Raw genomic sequence first — 19,351 nt, 5'->3', positions numbered from 1 at the left:
CGCGTTTCACGAGGCAGTCCTTCCGATGGGGCGTGATTGATTTAGCGGACTTGGCCTTTGCCGCGGACGGCTCGGAGGCGTTCTTGCAACTCCGTGACCTTCTCCGGCATTTCGGCGTAGAGATTCTTCTTCTGTCCGAGGTCGTTAAGCAGGTTGTAGAGTTCGCCTGGCTGCGTGTTTTCGGCGTAACCATTTGCTTCGTCGAACCAGGACGGGACTTTCGTCACGCCTCCGGTCTTCGCCTCGATAAGTACCCAGTCGCCGTGCCGCAGCGCGTAGCCTTTGGGATTGGTGTTGTGTACGAGCGTGTCGCGTGCGGATGGTGACTCGCCGCGGAGCAACGGGAGTTGATTGTAGCTGTCTTCAGCAGAACCGGCGGGGATTTCGACACCGACGACGGCGGCGATCGTGGCATAGAGATCGATCTGGCTCAACAGGTCGTCGCTGACCCGTCCCGCAGGAACGGTTTTCGGCCAACGCACGACCAGCGGCACGCGGTGGCCCCCCTCCCACAGATCACGTTTCACCCCTCGCAGCGGTCCCATACTACGGTGGTTGAACTTCTTCACGCGCTCGTAGGCGTATCCCTCCGGCCCGTTGTCGGCGGAGAAGATGACGAGCGTGTTCTCGGCGAAGCCTCCCTTTTCCAAGGCTTGCATCACGCGTCCCACGGTCGCATCGGTCTGCGCCACGAAGTCTCCGTAGCCTCCGGCCTGCGACTTACCTTGAAAATCCGACGTGGGAACGATCGGCGCATGAGGCGAAGTGAAGGGGAAGTACAGGAAGAACGGTTCGTCTTGCTTCCGCTTCCCGATCCAGTCGACGGCCTTTTCCGTGAGGGTCGGCATCACGGCCCAGAAGTCCCAGTCCTTCACGGCCGGTCCGGGACGCGATTCCCATTTCCCTTCGGCGGTCGGCTTTGTGGTCGTCAACCGCTGCGTCGGTTCGGTGACGACGCGATCGTTCTCGAACCACGCGTATGGCGGGAAGTTGGGAATATCGTCGCCGAAGTAATAGTCGAAGCCGTGGGATAAGGGACCGCCGGGAATCGACTTCGACCAATCGAAGGCATCAGGAGCGAAGCCTTTGCCGTCGCCTTTCGAGCCATGTCGCTTAATCGCATTCCAGTCCCACCCCAAATGCCATTTGCCGATGCAAGCGGTCCGATACCCCTTGGTTTTGAGCAACTCGGCCAGCGTCGTTTTCTCGTCGTCCAAAACCGGTTGATCGAACGAGTTCACGATGCCGTGGAACTTGCGCCAATGGTAGCGCCCTTCGAGCAGGGCATAACGGCTCGGCGTGCAAATGCCCGATGAACTGTGGGCATTCGTAAATCGCATCCCTTCGCCGGCCAAACGATCCAGGTGCGGCGTGGGAATCTTCGACTGCGGATTCTGAACGCTCAGATCACCCCACCCCAGATCGTCGGCATACAAGATGACGATGTTGGGCTGCTTGGCATCGGCGACATGTTGTTCAGTCCACTGAACCAACAATAGGCAGACAAACGCGATTGGGATTTGCTTCATGGCGAGTCCTTAACTTTCTTCTTTTTTGCGGAGGCTCCCTTGCCGTCGCCGATACGGGAAAAAGGCGCCTCGAAGTCGATCGGATCTCCGGATGCGTCACGAGCGGCAGCGAGTTTTTGGCGGAGATTCGCCAAAGTCTCTGCGTGTGCCGTATCGGCGGCCAGGTTGCTCAACTCATCCGGGTCGTTTTCGAGATCGAACAGTTGGGTATGACGACCGTCTGCGGCTCGGTACTCGATCAGCTTCCAGCGTTGGTCGCGAATCATCCGCTGGCAGTCGCGATAGCCGCCGAGCAACAAATCGCGGACCCCCTTTTTCTCTCCCTTGATCACCGGCAGCAAGCTACGGCCGTCGACTCGTTCAGGAACCGCGAGGCCGGCGTAGTCGCAGAGCGTGGGGAACAAATCGTAGAGATAGACGAGCGCATCGCTCTTACCTGGGGCGATGCCTGGTCCGGCGATGATCAGCGGCGGCTTGTTGTGCTCGTAGAGATTTTGCTTGCCCATCAGACCGTGCATTCCGCCGACCGCAAGGCCATGGTCGCTGGTATAGACGATGAGCGTGTTCTCGAGCCGACCTTGCGCTTTCAACTCATCTAGAACCCGACCGACGTGAAAATCGAGATGCGACGTGATCGCGTAGTAGTCCGCCAGTTGTCGACGCATCTCCGCTTCCGTGCGTGGGAACGGAGCCAGCATTTCGTCACGGATTCGCAACTCGCCGTTGTCGAACGGATGTTGCGGCATAAAACTCTTCGGCAGCGTGAGTTTCGCCGGATCGTACATTTCCATGTACTTCGCCGGGGACACGCGCGGATCGTGCGGCACCGGCGGACCGAGATAGATGAAGAAAGGTTTGCCTGCGCCGCTAGGGTGCTCGCGCAGCCACTCGATCGTCTTATCCGCCATGTAGATCGGGGCTTCGATATGGTTCTTCTCGCCGTGGTAAACGAACGTCTCGAAGGCTTCGTTACCGGGTCGATAGGTGTTGCCCTGCTTGCCGATAAACAACGTGTCGTAACCCGCTTTGCGGAACACCGAACCCATCGTCGGCGTTTCGACTTCGGTACGCCCCGGAACTCGCCACAGAGAACGGCCCGTCATCAGCATGGTTCGACTCGGCTGACAGACCGCGCCGACCATGCTACCCATGCAGTAGGTATTGCGAAACACATGGCCGCGCGCGACAAGCGTATCGAGGGCCGGCGTTTTCAGATCGGGATGTCCCAGCGCGCCGACGCAATCTCCGCGTTGATCGTCTGAGACGATGAACAGAATATTGGGCTTAGGTGGAGGCGGCGTATCCGCTCTGTCGGCGGCGTGACAGGCCGCTGCACCAATGAGAACGAGCAACAAGAAAAGCAACCGAATCATTTTGTTCTCTTGGGCGATGGAATCGGCTTCTTGAACAACTGAATGTTGACATCGTTCGGCTGCTTCGCCCCGGGAGTGCTACGTCCGTCGGCGATGAATTGCTGCATCTGAGTAGTCAGACGCGCGACGACCTCCGGATATTCTTGTTGCAGGTTGGTTTTCTCGCCCGGATCGTCGGCGAGATTATATAACTGCACCTCGGCGAGCGCCTGTTGTCCGGCGACTTCGTCCTTCGGACTACCCCAACCGCCCGAGCCTGAGCAGAACGCCAGTTTCCAGTCTCCGGCGCGAATTGCGAAGCGACCGTTAATCGAGTGATGCACGACCGCGTCATGAACCGGCTTGTCGTCGCCTCGCAGCAGCGACAGAATGCTGATACTATCCTCGGCAGCGGCTTCGGGTAGTTTTGCTCCTAGCAACTCAGCGCATGTCGCCATCAGATCGCCGAGGCAGATCGTTTGCGAGCTTTTGCTCGCAGGCTTGACGATGCCCGGCCAACGCACGAAGAACGGCACTCGATGGCCTCCTTCCCAGATATCGGCCTTGTAGCCGCGAAACGGCCCGCTCGCGAAGTGACCTTGAGCTTCGAGCTTTTTGATACCGGCCTGCGGTGAGCAGCCGTTGTCGCTGGAAAAGACAACGAGCGTGTTGTTCGTTAAACCGTGTCGATCGAGGGCCGCGAGCAAGTCGCCGACCGCGGCGTCGGTTTGCATCACAAAATCGCCGTAGTCGCCGAGACCGCTTTTGCCTTGCCACTCCTCGGTCGGGATGATCGGCGTGTGCGGCGATGTCAGCGGCACATAGAGAAAGAACGGGCGGCCGGCATTAGCGTCGGCGGCGCGTTCTCCCAGATAATCGACAGCCCGCTTCGTCAAACGCGGCAGCATCGCGATCGGTTCGACGCTTTCGATTACGCGGTCATTTTCGATCAGGCTCGACATCGTGCGGGCATTGGAACAGCCCCAGTAGTAATCGAACCCGCGGGTCGTCGGGCCGCCGACGATGCGAGAGCCTACGGGCAGCCCGCCGCGCGGCTTTTTTGCGGGCTTAGAGGAAGCCATCTCGGAGTTGAAGCCGAGGTGCCACTTGCCGATGCAACCTGTCGAGTAACCGTGTTGTCGGAGCAGGCCCGGCAAGGTGAGCCGATCCGCGACGATGAGCGGTTCATCGTTACCGCCGTCGAGCACGCCGGCTTGCAATCGCGTTCGCCAGGCGTAACGACCGGTCAGCAGTCCGTAACGCGTCGGTGTGCAAACCGACGAGCCGCTATGAGCGTCGGTGAATGTCATCCCTGCGGCGGCGAGGCGGTCGAGATGCGGCGTCTTGATCTTGCCATGCCCGGGATTCAATAAGTGCATATCGCCGACCCCCAGGTCATCGGCGAGGATGACGAGGATGTTGGGCTTGTCGGCAGCAGAGGTACTAGCCTGAACGCAAAGGAGCAGGCAGGCCGTCAGGATAATAATTCGTTGTTTCATTCTTTGGGATCGGCAATAAGTTTCTCCGCCGTGGCCGGGGCCTGGAGAGTCGGCTTGCCGGCGAGCAAGCCTTGCTTGACCAAAAACTCGTCGGCGGAGATGAGCGTGAGGGTGCGCCATGGCTCTTTGTTGAAGAAGCCGTGCGACTGGCCGGGAGCGATCTGAAGTTCGATGGTTTTCGTGCCGAGAGATCGCCATTTCCCTTGGGCCGTGTCCCAGCCTTCCTTCCAGTTGTCCTGATCGCCGAAGAATACGATTGCCGGCGGGACATCCGCCTGTTGATGGTGCAGGATGTGGATCTCGGGATCCTTGTCATCACCCGGGGAAAAGGCGGGGTTGAACCAAAGATAGGCGACAACGCTCGTGTTGATGTCCTTCGGATCAGCCGGATCGTTGAGGCCGGGGTTCATGGTGGCTAGAGCGCTGATGTGGCCGCCCGCACTGCCGCCGCCGGTGATGATGCGAGCGGGATCAATGCCGAGTTCACCCGCATGTTGCTTGAACCAACGGATGGCGCTCTTCGCATCAACGACACAAACGCGCTTGCGCGATTCGCCCTTTGGCAGGTCCGCAGTGTCGTCCTTGCGGAGCATCTGATACTCAGCCGTAGCGCAGACCAACCCACGGCCGGCGAAGTAGGCGCAGGCGAAGCGGAACTGATCCAGCGAGCCGCCGCTCCAGCCGCCGCCGTGAAAGAGGATCATGCCCGGCACTTTCGACTTCGTAGGGTCGTGATTCGGCGGAAAATAGATTTCCATCGCGCGCGGTTTGCCGGCGGATGTTTTGTAGGTGTACGACCGACCGGAAGGCACTTTGGTAGACTTTTCCTCCGCGAGGGTCGTCGTCGACAAAGCGATTAGTAACAGGATGCTCGGAAAGTTGGTGAATCTCATTTTGGTATTCGGATTTGTTATTGTATGTCATCGCCGATGGTTGACTGCGAAAAGTCTAACAGCCGATGTACCGGGCCGACGCTCACGGAAATCTTGTCGCTGCCGAAGTCGGCATTGAGAAAAGGACTCTGGTAGGTCTTCGCCGGGCGCAAGTCCGCGGGCTTGCCGTTGATGAGCGGCATTGTAAAGCGCTCGAGGGCCTTGGCATCATAGATCGCGACTTCGAGATGCGTGGAAGTTGGGCCGAACCGGTAATCCACCTTGTCAGGCGTGACGTTTAGGCGTCCGGCCAGCACGTCGGCTTTGAATTCGTCGAATGACCCGTGGCTCGCGATGTCACCGGCGTGCAGGAGGACGCGCGACTTGTCGGTGGCTTTGTCGAACTCGGCGGGCGTCGCCAGCGACTTCTTCTCGTCCCATCGGTATCCGCCGTCGAGGAATTTCACGCCGACGAAGGCCTTACCGTTGTGAGCGAAGATCCAGCCACCGTCCTCGACCTTTTTGAGCGCCTCGCCCTCGAAGCCGATGCCGATCGCGTCGGTGTTGTAAGACCCGAGGAAGGTGCGGCCCAGGGGCGCTATGCGCTGGAGGATGAGCACGTTCTCGTGCTGCACGCTCCAGAAAGAGTGTTGAGGTCGGCCGCCGCCCCCATGCTCGATCATCGGGTAGACGGCGCATATCTCTTTACCGGCCGGGTCATCGAAGAGCATGCCGCAGGCACGATTCTGTCTGGAGATCCCGGCATACTTCAGGGTCAGGCCCCCTTTAAGATCGGGTGTCGTGAGAGCCGGATCCTGGAGGGTGCTGCCGAGGAGATAATGGGGCGTACGATAGGCGTAGTTGACCAACGCGGAGTCGGCGGCGAGCCGCTCGCCTGCGTCTTCACCTGACTTGGCCCTTTCGAGCTCACCGAGGACGCGATTGCGGATGACGAACGGCTCCGTCGCCGCAAAGGCCCGCTTGCGTAGGAAGATCGCCTCGGGCGGCAGTTGGTAGCGGCTGGTTTCGATCACGCGGGAATGACTGGATCCTGTCGAATGACCTTCCGCAGCGAAGAGGAGGTTCTTGTAGGGCTCGAAGCTGTTGGCGCCGGAATAGGCCCGACTTCTTCCCCCGCCGCGGCGGCCGCGCACGGAGATCTGCTCATCTTCGATGAACGCCAGATCGAGCAACAGGCCGAAGCGCTTGCGGATGACAGGATCGGGGGCGAGTTCGTGCAGATTGAACAGTGCCGGCCAGGAGTATTTCTGATAGCCGTTCGAACCGACCTCAACCCAAAGTCCGGCAGCTGCTCGACGACGGGGCCATTCGCGGAGAAACGCCGCGTGGGCTTCGGCGTGTTCCGCAACGCTGTGGCCGTCACGCAGTTTACGATCACGAAAAGCCGGGTCATCGTTCAACATCGCGGTGATCAGATAGTAGTTCGGCCGCCGGTTCAGATCGTGATTCTCCGTACCAAGCAACAGGAACAGTTTGTCCTGGCCTGCGTCGGCAATCCGACTTTCCCCACTGACCCAAAGCCAGAGTGCCTCCTTCATTGCGGCTTCCGTTTCCGGCTTCAGTCGGCCGGGAAAGTGTGTGCTCTTCGAATGAAAGAGGCAGAGGGTCCGCACATAGTCGGTGACGGAAAAGAAGGTCCAGGGCGCGATTCCCGGCTGCTCGGGAGTGGTGACGGGTTGGTTCCCATGTTTCCGAATCAACTCGATGTAGTCGTTCGCCGGCTTGAGCAGGCGTGCGTTAGCCGTATCCACCTGCTCGTTTAAATAGAGGGCCGCGAGGGTCCAGAGATTGTCCCCCCAAGTGCCCGAGGGCCAAACCGTGTCCTTGGCGATGGTCTTGCGTAAGGCCTCATCTCTCAGCTTAAGCGAAGCGTCGTGAGTCTCCGCCACGAGTCGATCAAGGTCCGCTTTGTCGGCAGCTTGTAGCGTCGTCATTGGGACGAGTAGCAAAACGGTGAGGAGAGTAATGGTTTGATTCACGGCAGTTAATCGGTGGTTTTTTTGGTGGCCTAGTTGAGGCGGAAATATTGATTTCAGAGTGCTTCGTCAAAACGACTAATGGAGTTCAAGTGGATGTGCATAGACTCATTGCGGTATGAGCGACTTCCCCTTCTCGTTTACCTCGGCGTGCTTCCTTGCCACCACGGCGGGGTCGAGGAAGGGATCTCGTGTTTCCGTTTGCCAGTCGTGCAGTAGTCCCTGCATCCGCTTGAGGGTTTCGGCATGGGCGGGATCGGCGGCGAGGTTTTGGAATTGCCCTGGGTCGGCCTCCAGATCGTAGAGTTCCCACTCCGGCGGATTGGGTAGAAGTTCCATCGCCTTGCGGGCCGAGGTGCCTGCGTAGGCCGCTGCTTGGGCGACGAGGTGTGCGGTGTCGCCATCGACGCTAGGCAATGTGATGGCTTTCCCGGCGAGCAAGTTGTGGATGACTTGGAACCGCGCGTCACGAAGCGCTCGGCGGGGGAAGAACGGACTCTCGCCATGCTGATGATATTCACCCGCCAACGTGTTGCGCCAACCGGTGACGTCGCCGGCTCCGACCTTGCGCAAAGAGCGGCCTTGGGCATGCGCGGGGATCTCGATGCCGGTGGCGTCTAGGATCGTGGGCAGAATATCTACCGAGGAGACGAAAGCGTCGCTCACGAAGCCGGGCTGAGTCACGCCCGGCCAACGCAGCAAGAAGGGGACGCGCAGGCCGGCTTCATAACAACTCGTCTTGGCGCGTGCGAACGGCGGTCCGTGATCACCGAGGAAAACGATCAACGTGTTTTCATCGGCGCCTGCCGCCTTGAGTTTTGCCATCAACAGACCGACCCCCGTATCGAGGCGACGCACGCAGTTGTAGTAGTTCGCCGCTTCCTTGCGCGTGGTCTCGTCCTCGACCTGCTGAAACGGCCACGGCGGTACCTCGCCGGGAAGGGTCGGCTTTTCCGGCAGGCCGTCCATTTGCGCGGCGAAGGGATGATGCGGGTCCACATAGCTCATCATCAGGAAAAAAGGCTTCGCGCGATCGGCGCCGATGAATTCTCCCGCCGCCTCCGCCATGGCGCGGATCTCGCGAGCGCCGTTCGGCCCGAGATCGGCATTACGGTTGAATTCAAAAGGAAGCGCGCTCTTGGGATTCACATGCAGCTTGCCGATGATCCCGGTGCGATAGCCTGCGGCCTTCATCAGCGCGGGCAGGGTCTGGTCGCGGAATTCCTCGCGCAGCGGGGGATTGTTCGGCTTCGCCAATCCGATGTGGCCGTGGGTATGCGGAAACAGCCCCGTGAAGATCGAGGTTCGTGACGGGCTGCAGGAGGCCTGCGCGACGTACGCGGTTTTGAATCGAGCACCGGAAGCAGCCAGCGCGTCGATGTTCGGCGTGCGGATATGTTTGTCGCCATAACAAGACAGTTGCAGGCCGAGGTCGTCGGCGACGATGAGCAGGACGTTCGGTTTCGTCTGCGCATTTGCCGACGTGGCCACGGCGCAGAGGACGAGGAGCAGGAAGATTAGGGATGGTTTCATGGGGACAAACGCAGGGATTTTTTCGGCGGGAGAAAGCTTCCGGTAGCAAACATTAGTTTTTCGCTGCTTGCAGCAATGGCCTGGGTCGGTTGTCAGCTGCGCGACAACTTCGGGGTGCTCGGTTGGAAGATTGAGATAACGCCTCGCCTTATCACTCCCGCTCGTGCCGATTCCTGATGTGCAAAAACGGCTTTCTTATCGAAAGTCGCGGAGTTCACCGTGAACCAGCAATGAATATTTGCTCAAAAGACTCCCCAAACGGCGGGGCCGGCGTGGATCCGCGCGGACGTCAATGAGGCTAGGCGACTGGGCATAGATTTTGCTTTGCGCCGCCTCGGCGGCGATTACCTACCGGTTCGTTGGAAAGGATTTGGGCAAGCCGCGTCTGCGGGACTTTCCCGACTTTTGATGAGAAAGTCATTTTTCGCATCAGACTTCGGCACGAGCGGGAGTGATAAGACGAGGCATTATGTCAGACTCAGATCCAACCCACCCGCAGAGCGAAGGCCGCTTCGTCCAGTTGCTGACGAAGCATGAACCCGAGATACGCGCCTTTATTCGGGCCTCGCTCCCTTCGTCCTACGACGTCGCCGAGGTGATGCAGAACGTCAGTCTGATCGCATGGAAGAAGTTTCACGAACTCAAGCAGGCGGACGCCGACTTCGCCCGCTGGGTCTGCGTGATCTCCCGGTTCGAGATCATGAAATTCCGCCGGGGCTTGGCCCGGGACCGGTTTGTGCTCGACGAGGATGTGATCGAGCAACTGTGCAAAGAAGGTGAAGAAGAATTGTCGTTGAGGTCGCAACAAATCGCACAACTCGAAGGTTGCCTCGAGAAACTACCGCGGGAGCGGCGAGATTTCGTAATCGAGGCATACACCCCCGGCGTATCGATCAATGCTTTGGCTCGGCAACGTGGTAAGAAGCCCGATGCGATGTATCAGCTGTTGAGGCGTATTCGTCAGGAACTCGAAGCGTGTATCCAGCGCCAACTCGAGCAACGGAGCGACCCGGCCGTATGAACGATACCACTAGCGATCTGATCGACGGTTATCTCGATGGAAGCCTGACGCCCGAGCAAGGCGAATTGCTTCAGCAATTGCTGAGAGACGATCCCGAAGCCCGCGCTAAGTTGCGTCGTCGCGCAACGATCGACGAGGGGCTGATCGACTTGGCGACGGCGGCGTCCGTCGCAAATCAATCGCGGCTCGGCGAACCGTATGGATTCATTTCCGCTTCGGGGCCGCGGACTGCGCCGCGATCGTTGGAGACGAGTAATGAACCGAAAGCGACATTGAGACCTGTGATCGGCGCACATGGCTTACGAATTCAGGTCATCATTCCTTGGGGCATTGCCGCGGTTCTTGCGTTCGTGCTGTTCGGTAAGCAATACACTTCGCCGGTCGTCGACCCCAAGTCGCCGCCGCAGGCCGAACGATTTCTGGGGCTGCTCGTCGATGAGGCCGACGCCAAGTTTGAAGACGGCTTCGGCCCCGATAACGTCAAGTTCGATTCCGGGGAGTATCGCCTTACGAAAGGGGCGATCCATCTCCGATTTGAAAATGGTGCCGATATCCTGATGAAGTCTCCGGCTGCCTTTCGGATCGATAATGCCCTCCGCCTGACGCTCCATGATGGTGCGATTCGAGCGATCGCCCCGCCGGCGGCGAAGGGTTTCACCGTTGCGACGCCGGGAATGGATTACGAGGATCTCGGGACCGAATTCGGAGTCGCCGTCGATCAAAAGTCCGGGGCGAACGAGTTGCATGTTTTCGACGGTCAGGTAGATGCCCGAGGGCCGGGTTCAAAAAAGCTGATCGCATCGGTAACCCAGGGGCAATCGGTGGTCCTCAAGCAGGGAGTCCTGAAGCCGACCGGCTCACCGCAAGAGGGCCGCTTCCTCGCGCCTGGCGCGATCGGCTTCTTACGTTGGCAAGCCCACTGTGCGGAGCTAGTGCAAGACCCTGATCTGATCGGGTTCTATCCCTTCGAGGAAGCTGAATCGCTGAAAAACCACGCGGCTCATCCCGTTGCCTCGGATGGTCGAATCGAAGGCGCGCGTTGGACGTCAAGCCGCTGGCCGGGCAAGTCGGCGCTGCTGTTCGATCGCGACGACGATTTCGTTCGCCTCACGATTCCCGGCGAGTACGAGGAGTTCACGATCGCATTCTGGGTAAACGTCGACCGACTCGATTACGAATACAACGCGCTACTCAACTCGGACCGTTTTGATTCCGGCGACCTCCATTTTCAGATCAATCGCCGCGGGCAGGTTTGGGCCAATGTGAACGGCAGGCCCCCTTCGGCACGAGCCGCAATGGGCAATCCGCTTCAATTCGGGAAATGGCAGCACGTCGTCGGCGTCGTCTCGATCGCCGAGAAAAAACACCGGACATATGTGAATGGCGATTTGATGGGGGAGCAGGCCTGCCCAGCGGATGTCCGCGTCGCTCCGGGTGAGTGCCGCCTGGGGAACTGGCTGGCGATAACCGATTGGCACCATGTACCGAAACGCGCGTTCAAGGGCCGCATGGATGAAGTCGCCATCTGGAAACGATCGCTGACTTCACAGGAAATCAAAGTCCAATACGAGGCCGGGCGGCCGAGTCTGCTCGACAAGTAAAACGAAATGACCGCACGTCAATGAGACAACTAGAACGATTGCTGCTCAATCACTCCAATCGGAGCCTCTGACGGAAGCCATGTCATCTATGAGACCTTCACTCCACCGACGCCTTTCGCTACCGAGAAAAACATCCAGTCAATAATGACAATAGGAACGATCTAAATATGAAAACAACAAGTAAACCATGGTCTGTACTGGCCATATTCATTGCATCGGCGAGTCTGCTGACAGGGGGCGGGATCGGCAATGCTTCCGAACTCGCTTCCGTGCCGCCGGAACTTGCGACGGGCGACCTGCAACTGGTCTTTGATCAAGGCGTCGATCCGAAGAACCTGCAGGGAATGGTTGAGGAAACCTGGGAGAAGTCCAAAGCGTTGCGGATTGAGGCGCTGGCCAAGCGAATGGCTCCGGAAGCAGCCAAGGTCGGTGGCCCGGACAATTGGATGGCGGCCTTACAACAGAAGAAGTGGTTGCCGGAAGCCAACGCCTTCATCCGGGCCTCCGTGACCGCATCCAGAGAGAAGCAGACCCACGCGGATGTGAGCACCGGTTGGTATTGCTACTTCGGACCGGGCGGCAAATTTCCCGATCGCCTGGAACCCGAAACCATCGCGCTCCTCAAAGAGACGATGTGGCGTTTCGCGAATTATTGGCTGAATCCGGAGGGGTCTTCCGAAGGCCCGAAGGGGTCTTTTGCGCAAAACATGAGCAAATACCAGGACGGAAAACCCTATGAACTGCTGCCGTTGGATTGGAGCAAGATGTGGGGCAATGAAAACCATGAAATCCGCTACAAGCCGCCGATGTACCTCGCGCTCGACGTCCTGCGTAAAGATCCGGCGTATGCGAATCGGCGTATCGACGGCAAGACTATTGAAGAGTGGTTTGCAATCATTAAGCCGCATCTGATCGACATGCTTCGCGACCGCGTGATGGCGGGGCTGTGGGCGGAACCGGGCTCGGGTTATGCCCATATCACTCATGAACACCTTGTGCGCTTATGCACACTGGCCCCAGATCGGGAAATCCGCCAGGTGGCGAAGATGGTGTTGGATCTGGTGTTCATCGAAGAGGAAGAGCTCTCCGTCAATGGTGTCCGGGGTGGCGGACGCAGCCGGGCGGGAATGCCCGGCATCAACAAACATGCCGGAATCATAAATCTGGTGTATGGCGAGGGAGTGGGAGATGGCAGGTTTAGCATCGATTTTGAACTGAGCGACTATCAGGCGCCCGCGATTGCTGTGGTGTTGCGCCGGGCCAAGGGTACGGTCAAGCCCTATGTGATTTATAACCGGTTGCCAGGCGAGATCCGCAAAGAGTTGCCGATACCGGGGTACGCCCGCGATTCAAGGCTGATCAATTACGTGTATCGCACCCCGGGATATTCCCTGGGCTGTGCCTTGTTGAATCCGAATCTGACCTACCATCCCTCGTCGGATCAGCAGCGTGCGAACACCCTGCTGTTCCAGAGCGGACAATGGGTTTTTCCCACGCAAAAGAATATTCCCAGCAAGGTGGCCAGCGGGCGCAGCGGCAGAGCGTATTGGAACATCCAGCATGAGAATGTGTTGATACTACAACAATTTGGGGACTCGGAGAGAGTCGAGGAGATGCAAGTGCTTTTCTCCGGCGCCCTCAAGATGGTCGACATCAAGGGCTGGATCTTTGCGGCGGCCGACAGCGGTTATGCCGCCGTCCGTTTTATTGATCCGGCCGCAGGGGCGGCGGCTACAGGCTACAAATGGGATACTGATTACAAGCCTCACTGGACAATCAAGGAGGAGCAGCGCATAGCGGCGCCGACCGGCAAGTTTCTGCCGATCCTGATCCATGCAGGCTATCCGGACCGAGACGGAACGTTCGAGCAGTTCCAGAAGACGGTTCTGGAAGGCACCATCACAATCGAGCAGGCCAAATCCCGCATCGAATATCAGCCGAAAGGTGGCGCGGTGATCACCTGGTTTTACAATCAGAATGCCAAGCCGCTGGAGCGGGCACTGATCAACGGCGAACCGCCGAATCTCGAACCGGCTCTCGTGTTCGACGGTCCGTTTATGAAAGCGAAATTCGGGGATCCGCAGGTCTACGTCGGCGCCGGTCCGTTCCGGGCGGTCTATGACTTGGAGAAAATGACCGTCACGGAATCGAAAAAATGAAGGTGATAAACCAGGAAGCATTTTTCCATCGTCTCCAAGTCCTGGCCACGCTCAAGAAACTTCTTGCTACTTCTACGCCATGAAACAAAGCGTCACGTTCCTGACCACCTGTCTGCTGTTGTATGCCCATGCTTTCGCTACCGCGGCTGAAGACGGAAAGCACCTGTTCATCCTCTCCGGCCAGTCCAACATGAAGAAACTCAATCCAGATATTTCGTTCACGCCCACGGTGGAAGCTGCATTTGGCAAAGAGAACGTGATCGTCGTCAAGGATGCCCAGAACGGTAAACCCATTGCCCTCTGGTATAAGGCGTGGAAATCGCCCGAAGGTCATCCGCCGAAAACGGTCGGAGGTTTATACAACCGCCTCATGGGCAGCGTGAATGTCGCTATTCAAGGCAAGAACATTAAGACCGTGACATTTGTCTGGATGCAGGGTGAGTCAGATACCAATCCGGATCTGTCGGGGGATTATGAAGTCAGCTTGAAGGGTTTGATTGAGCAACTGCGCACGGACATGGGACGCCAGGACATCAACGTGGTGATTGGACGTCTGAGTGATTTTCAAACGGATGACGAGAACCCCAATTGGATGGTGGTGCGTAAAACCCAAATGGCGGTTGCCGAGGCTGACCCGCGCGGAGCATGGGTGGATACGGACGACCTCAACAACGACAAAGGCACGGTCGGTGCGGACGGGAAGCTAATAAAAGACGTGCATTATACGACCGAAGGTTTCCGGCTCCTCGGTGAACGCTTCGCGAAGAAGGCGATCGAACTCATCAAGAAACCAAACAAGACAAGTCCATGAAAACAATTTTAACAACCCTGGCGATCTGCCTGCTGCTCGGCACCCAGGCTTTGGCTGCCGACACGAAGCCCAACATCCTCATCATCTACGCCGATGACCTCGGCTACGGAGATGTGCAGTGCAACAACCACGATCGCGGGAAGATTCCCACACCGAACCTCGACAAGCTCGCGTCACAAGGGATGCGATTTACGGATGGGCATTCGTCCTCCGGTGTGTGTTCGCCGTCGCGCTACACTTTGCTCACCGGGCGCTATCACTGGCGCACGCGATTGCAGGGCGGGATCGTCGGCCCGTTCGGCGAGCCGTTGATCGCAGCGGATCGCGTGACGATCGGCACGCTCGCGAAACAACAGGGCTATCGTACCGCGTGCGTCGGGAAATGGCACCTGGGTTGGGATTGGCCCATCACGAAGGAGCAGCGTTCGTTGCTCTCGCCTGCCAAGCAGCCTGCCGACGAAGCGAGCCGGGCAAATAAGAAGGCTGCCACCGCCGGAGCAGTCGCAACCGAGCAGCAGATCGCGGCTTGGCGTAACATCTTCTCCAAGCCCATCGCTGGCGGCCCGACAACGCGTGGCTTTGATCTCTACTTCGGCACCGACGTGCCGAACTGGCCGCCGTTTTGCTTCCTCGAAAACGATCGCACGTTCGGCATTCCCACCGAGTTCCTTCCGCGACAGATGATGGGAAACAATCAGGCCAGCAACCAAGGCCCGGCGCTCAAGGATTGGAAACTCGAAGGCATCCTGCCGGCGCTCGCAGACCGCACAATCCGGTTCATCGACGAGTCCGTGCGAAAGAAAGAGCCCTTCCTCGTTTACATGCCGCTCACGTCGCCGCACACCCCGCTCGCCGTGAATTCCGAGTGGAAAGATAAGAGCCACCTCAATCTCTTCGCCGATTTCGTGATGGAGACGGATTCAGTCGTGGGTCGCGTGCTCGATGCGCTGGAGAAAAGCGGCGAGGCGGACAACACGCTCGTTATCTTCACCGCCGACAACGGCTGTGCGCCCTATGTCGGCGTGAAGGACCTGGAGCAACTGGGCCACTATCCGAGCGGCCCGTTACGTGGCTACAAGGCCGATGCCTGGGAAGGCGGACATCGCGTGCCGTTCGTCGTGCGTTGGCCCGGCGTGGTGAAGCCTGGCGGTGTTTGCAGTCGGCTCGTGCATCAAGCCGACTTCCTCCGAACCTTTGCCGACATGTTCGGCGTTCCGCTTCCAGACAACGTCGGTGAAGACAGCTTCAGCCTGTTGCCGTTGCTCAAAGGCGAGGACAAACCCATTCGTGAGAATGCCGTGAGCGCATCCATTCGCGGCATACCGGCGCTGCGCAGCGGTTCATGGAAATACATCCCCGCGCCCGGCTCCGGCGGCTGGGGCACCGGCGGGGATCAATCGCAACTCGTGCAACTCTACAACCTCGCCGACGACCTCGGCGAAACGAACAACCTAGCCGCTGCGATGCCGGAGAAGGTCGCCGAGATGAAGACGCTGTTGGAGACGCTCATCGCCGAGGGCCGCAGCACGCCCGGCGTGGCGCAGAAGAACGATGTCGAAGTGAAGCGCTACCCTGAACAAACACGAAGCCGTACGCCCACTCCAAGCAGTGCTCGCCGAGAGTGGAGTCGAAACGATGAGCAAGGCATCAGCAAAGAATTCTAATTCCCAGCATTCAATAATCTCCATGGTTGGCCACTGACAACCCCGCCTACCGAAAAAAGCCAACCAACAATAAGGAGAAACATATGATGACAACAACAACTAAACCATGGGCCGGACTGGCTAAATTTATTCTATCGGCAAGTCTGCTGACTGGCTTCGACATCAGCCATGCTTCCGAGCCCGTTTCAGTCGCGCCACAACGTGCGGCTGCCTCTACAGGCCCGGTCGATGAACCGTTCCTGCTTACAAGTCAAACCTTCACAACCCGCACGCTTTTCACCACGGCTTCCATCAATAGGAACGCTAATAGTTGTAAGACTGCGGTTTATAGGGGGAATGTTTATACGATTTACGCGCGACAGGGTGACGAAAGAATGATGGTCGCCAAGATTCCCCTCGATGGTTCGGCGGCGGCGAGCCAGCCCCTGGTCGGAGGCACCGATCCCAAAGCGAGAGGCTACACGGCATCCAACAATAATCATAAGACTTGGCAAATCGCCGTCGACCGCGCCGGTTACATCCATGTGACTGGCGACATGCACACTCGTATGGATATGGGTTATTGGCGTTCCAAAAAACCCGAGGATATCTCCTCTTTTACTCAAATACTGGAATATGACGCGCCCCCCGGCACCCCTCTTCCCTTTCCCATTTCCAAGCACACCACTTTCCCGCACTTTCGGAAAGATCGTAAGGGCCAGTTGTTCTGGAGTGCGCAGCAGTCTTCTTCATTCCTTCCGTTGTGTTCTTACGACGAAACCACGCGGCTATGGACTTCGCTTGGCGGCCTCGGACCCAAGGGGAAAGCAATCTCCTTTGCATCGGCAGAAGGAGCTGCCGCATACAGCAGTGCTACCGACAAAAGTGGATTCAGCGGATCAGCTTTCTATCCGTGCTGGGACAGCAACAATCGCATGCACATCTCGATCGGGATGCTCGGCAAAAACATACGCGGCCCACACCCGGCTGCCGTTGGGTCCCACATTCTCTACGCCTACTCCGATGACGGTGGCAAGACGGTGTTCAAGTCGGATGGAACACCCATTCAATTTCCGATCGTTCCCTCGGCGGGCCCCAATCAGGGCGAAGTCATCATTGAGGAGATGAAGGATGACCCTAATCATAATTGGCTCAATCGTCACGGGACTATTAGCTTGGACAAAGCCGATCGGCCTATGATTGCGGTCAAGAGTTATTCGACTGGCAATCACCGCTTTCGTCTGGAAAACGGGCATTGGGTTGACCATCCCGATTTTGATTCCAATAGTGGTGGTTCAGCAGATCCCAGTGGCGTGAAGATCTCTGAAAACGACAATGGGAAGGGGTTTATTCGTTCCTGGAATCCGAACAGTAGTAACATGGCCACCATCCCAACACCGGCCGCCGTGCATGGAGTTGATTCGGAACACTATCGCGATACGGGCGAGCTGGTTTGGACCTCTCTGACCGGCTCCGAGAGCAATGGCACCTTCACCATCTACCTCACGGTATTTGATCGCGTTTCCAAAGTAATCAGCGTCGACTTCGAGCCCGCCACCAACTCTCAAGGCACGAAGTCCGGAGACGCTGCCGGCGGCTTTTGCTTTTATACTGGTCTGAGCAGTGGAATCTGGAACACTTTGACCGGGCCGGTAGACACACTGAGCACATCCGCGACTTCTCAAGCCCTTGTGCCCATGGATGGCTCCGCGACAACGAATCCTGTCAAAGTCACCATTGGAGCGGAGCGCGGCGAGAAGTTTACATTTGGCAATTGGACCACCGTGCGAGACGCGTTGAGAGGCGACGGCATCAAATTGGATACCACAACCGGCACCTCAGCCGGCATCACGGTCAGCGGCCTGATTCCGGAAAACAAATACGACTTTGCGCTGTTTGGATCGGACCCCGCTTATCCCGCCTATGTCACTTTCAACGGGGTCACAAGGTTGGCCGATGGGGTATTCAAAGACGTGACCGCCGACGCCAATGGCAACATCAGCGGGTCCGTTGCCCGCAAGGGCAAAAGTGCCCGTTTAGCGGGCCTTCAGATCCAAGGAATCTTCGAGAAACTCATAAATCGCTGAACAGTGATTTATGTCAGCCCCCTTTGCAGCGCACGTGTGAAGTTCTCCAGCCGTTTACACCTTGCGCTTCGTCTGCGCGTCGCCGAGATGAAGGCGCTGTTGGAGAAGCTCATCGCCGCCGGCCGCAGCACGCCCGGCGGGCCACATAAGAACAATGTCGAAGTGAAACGCTACCCTGATCCAACACGAAACCTTTCTCCCGCTCCAAAACAATCGATGGAATGCAATGAGCCGCTTGTCGAAACTTGGGATTCTCTGCGCAGTCTGGTTTCTCGTCGTCGGCCGAGACTCGTTCGCCGAGGCTCAGACGCTGGATGATGTTCTCCGGCAACAGCCGGCCGCCGAGTTGGTACGACTCGCCAAAGCCGAGGGGGACGCTGCGCGCGGGGCCGTTGTGTTCTTTCAACATTTCATGGCATGCTCCAAATGCCATGCCGTGGGGGAGCCGAGCGCATCGGCCTTGGGGCCGGACTTAACGAAGCTGAGCGGTGACGTCTCGGACGAAGCGCTCGTGGAGTCGGTGCTGCTCCCCTCGAAAGTGATTCGGAAGGGATACGAAACAGTCACGATCCAAACCGTCGACGGCACGACGCTGACCGGCCTGCTGGTACAGCAAACCGCCGATAAGGTGACGGTTCGCGACGCCTCGCGCGGCGGCAAGTTGACGACGCTGCGCATCGCAGACGTCGAAGAGCTGAAGCGGCCGCCCCTTTCCATCATGCCCGCCGGGCAAGTCAATCAACTCGCGGGGCGGCAACAGTTCTACGACCTGATCCGTTATCTCATCGAGATCCGGGAAGGAGGCGCGGCGCGAGCTCGTGAGTTGCAGCCGTCGCCCGCCCTCACGTCGTTCGTTTTGCCGGAGTATGAGCAACGTCTCGATCATCGCGCGTTGATCCGCGATTGGAACGCCGAGTCGTTGCGCCGTGGCGAAGCGATCTATCGGCGCGTCTGCGCGAATTGCCACGGCACAAAGGACCAACTCGGCTCGCTGCCGACGTCGCTGCGGTTTGCGGAGGGGAAGTTCAAGAACGGCAGCGACCCGCTCACGATGTATCAGACGCTAACCCGCGGCTTCGGGCTGATGGCCCCACAAACGTGGATGGTGCTGACCTGCCCCCCTTAAACGAGTCCGGTCGTCAGTCGTAGACTGACGACCATCACTTGAAAAAGGGAGGGGATCATGGGCACGAAGCGTTTGCAGGTCGAGCAGATCATTCAGAAGTTACGGGAAGCGGAATTGGAGA

General features: G+C 58.3%; 13 protein-coding genes. 7 read left to right on the top strand and 6 right to left on the bottom strand.

The features are described from left to right. Window positions 1-41 precede the first annotated feature (41 nt). The 6 genes from K8U03_14720 to K8U03_14695 all read right to left on the bottom strand — a co-directional run bounded on the left by K8U03_14720 (window position 42) and on the right by K8U03_14695 (window position 8,740). The gene (locus K8U03_14720) at window positions 42-1,529 is read right to left on the bottom strand and encodes an arylsulfatase (GenBank protein ID MCE9606147.1); all 1,488 of its coding nucleotides are present in this window, start codon (window positions 1,527-1,529) and stop codon (window positions 42-44) included. Then, window positions 1,526-2,902 carry a sulfatase-like hydrolase/transferase gene (locus K8U03_14715; GenBank protein MCE9606146.1) on the bottom strand — a complete coding sequence of 459 codons (1,377 nt, stop codon included), beginning with the start codon at window positions 2,900-2,902 and terminating at the stop codon, window positions 1,526-1,528. Before K8U03_14715 ends, K8U03_14720 begins: the two co-directional genes overlap by 4 nt. After that, window positions 2,899-4,380, bottom strand: a complete 1,482-nt coding sequence (locus tag K8U03_14710) for an arylsulfatase (protein MCE9606145.1) — start codon at window positions 4,378-4,380, stop codon at window positions 2,899-2,901. The genes K8U03_14715 and K8U03_14710 overlap by 4 nt, the downstream gene beginning before the upstream one ends. After that, the gene (locus K8U03_14705) at window positions 4,377-5,273 is read right to left on the bottom strand and encodes an alpha/beta hydrolase (protein ID MCE9606144.1); all 897 of its coding nucleotides are present in this window, start codon (window positions 5,271-5,273) and stop codon (window positions 4,377-4,379) included. The genes K8U03_14710 and K8U03_14705 overlap by 4 nt, the downstream gene beginning before the upstream one ends. Before the next feature lie 17 nt (window positions 5,274-5,290). Continuing rightward, window positions 5,291-7,252, bottom strand: a complete 1,962-nt coding sequence (locus K8U03_14700; protein MCE9606143.1) for a hypothetical protein — start codon at window positions 7,250-7,252, stop codon at window positions 5,291-5,293. Window positions 7,253-7,357: 105 nt separating this feature from the next. Beyond that, the gene (locus tag K8U03_14695; GenBank protein ID MCE9606142.1) at window positions 7,358-8,740 is read right to left on the bottom strand and encodes a sulfatase; all 1,383 of its coding nucleotides are present in this window, start codon (window positions 8,738-8,740) and stop codon (window positions 7,358-7,360) included. 511 nt (window positions 8,741-9,251) lie between these two features. Between K8U03_14695 and K8U03_14690 the strand changes: the two genes are divergently transcribed. The 7 genes from K8U03_14690 to K8U03_14660 all read left to right on the top strand — a co-directional run bounded on the left by K8U03_14690 (window position 9,252) and on the right by K8U03_14660 (window position 19,230). After that, complete coding sequence (locus K8U03_14690; protein MCE9606141.1) at window positions 9,252-9,803, top strand: sigma-70 family RNA polymerase sigma factor; 552 nt, start codon at window positions 9,252-9,254, stop codon at window positions 9,801-9,803. After that, window positions 9,800-11,404 (top strand): LamG domain-containing protein, encoded by a 1,605-nt coding sequence (locus K8U03_14685; protein ID MCE9606140.1) that lies wholly within the window; start codon window positions 9,800-9,802, stop codon window positions 11,402-11,404. The genes K8U03_14690 and K8U03_14685 overlap by 4 nt, the downstream gene beginning before the upstream one ends. Window positions 11,405-11,571: 167 nt before the next feature. Continuing rightward, a complete protein-coding gene (locus K8U03_14680; GenBank protein ID MCE9606139.1) occupies window positions 11,572-13,563 on the top strand; it encodes a hypothetical protein in 1,992 nt (663 codons plus the stop codon). Window positions 13,564-13,642: 79 nt separating this feature from the next. After that, the gene (locus K8U03_14675) at window positions 13,643-14,374 is read left to right on the top strand and encodes a sialate O-acetylesterase (protein ID MCE9606138.1); all 732 of its coding nucleotides are present in this window, start codon (window positions 13,643-13,645) and stop codon (window positions 14,372-14,374) included. Then, on the top strand, window positions 14,371-16,038 hold the full coding sequence (locus K8U03_14670) for an arylsulfatase (GenBank protein ID MCE9606137.1): 1,668 nt from the start codon (window positions 14,371-14,373) through the stop codon (window positions 16,036-16,038). Before K8U03_14675 ends, K8U03_14670 begins: the two co-directional genes overlap by 4 nt. Window positions 16,039-16,121: 83 nt before the next feature. Continuing rightward, on the top strand, window positions 16,122-18,104 hold the full coding sequence (locus tag K8U03_14665; protein MCE9606136.1) for a BNR repeat-containing protein: 1,983 nt from the start codon (window positions 16,122-16,124) through the stop codon (window positions 18,102-18,104). A gap of 226 nt (window positions 18,105-18,330) precedes the next feature. Continuing rightward, window positions 18,331-19,230 (top strand): c-type cytochrome, encoded by a 900-nt coding sequence (locus tag K8U03_14660; protein ID MCE9606135.1) that lies wholly within the window; start codon window positions 18,331-18,333, stop codon window positions 19,228-19,230. Window positions 19,231-19,351 lie beyond the last annotated feature (121 nt).

The organism is Planctomycetia bacterium (genome assembly GCA_021413845.1).
In the GTDB taxonomy this organism is placed as follows: Bacteria; Planctomycetota; Planctomycetia; order Pirellulales; family PNKZ01; genus PNKZ01.
The sequence above is the reverse complement of the archived record's forward strand: the minus strand, read 5'-3'. Positions and strand labels throughout refer to the sequence as shown.

What these genes read in the sequence shown, in the direction of transcription:
- K8U03_14685 (MCE9606140.1), top strand. Translation starts at nt 9,800, where the DNA reads ATGAACGATACCACTAGCGATCTGATCGACGGTTATCTCGATGGAAGC.
- K8U03_14665 (MCE9606136.1), top strand. Translation starts at nt 16,122, where the DNA reads ATGATGACAACAACAACTAAACCATGGGCCGGACTGGCTAAATTTATT.
- K8U03_14690 (MCE9606141.1), top strand. Translation starts at nt 9,252, where the DNA reads ATGTCAGACTCAGATCCAACCCACCCGCAGAGCGAAGGCCGCTTCGTC.
- K8U03_14670 (MCE9606137.1), top strand. Translation starts at nt 14,371, where the DNA reads ATGAAAACAATTTTAACAACCCTGGCGATCTGCCTGCTGCTCGGCACC.
- K8U03_14720 (MCE9606147.1), bottom strand. Translation starts at nt 1,529, where the DNA reads ATGAAGCAAATCCCAATCGCGTTTGTCTGCCTATTGTTGGTTCAGTGG.
- K8U03_14710 (MCE9606145.1), bottom strand. Translation starts at nt 4,380, where the DNA reads ATGAAACAACGAATTATTATCCTGACGGCCTGCCTGCTCCTTTGCGTT.
- K8U03_14680 (MCE9606139.1), top strand. Translation starts at nt 11,572, where the DNA reads ATGAAAACAACAAGTAAACCATGGTCTGTACTGGCCATATTCATTGCA.
- K8U03_14715 (MCE9606146.1), bottom strand. Translation starts at nt 2,902, where the DNA reads ATGATTCGGTTGCTTTTCTTGTTGCTCGTTCTCATTGGTGCAGCGGCC.
- K8U03_14675 (MCE9606138.1), top strand. Translation starts at nt 13,643, where the DNA reads ATGAAACAAAGCGTCACGTTCCTGACCACCTGTCTGCTGTTGTATGCC.
- K8U03_14705 (MCE9606144.1), bottom strand. Translation starts at nt 5,273, where the DNA reads ATGAGATTCACCAACTTTCCGAGCATCCTGTTACTAATCGCTTTGTCG.
- K8U03_14660 (MCE9606135.1), top strand. Translation starts at nt 18,331, where the DNA reads ATGAGCCGCTTGTCGAAACTTGGGATTCTCTGCGCAGTCTGGTTTCTC.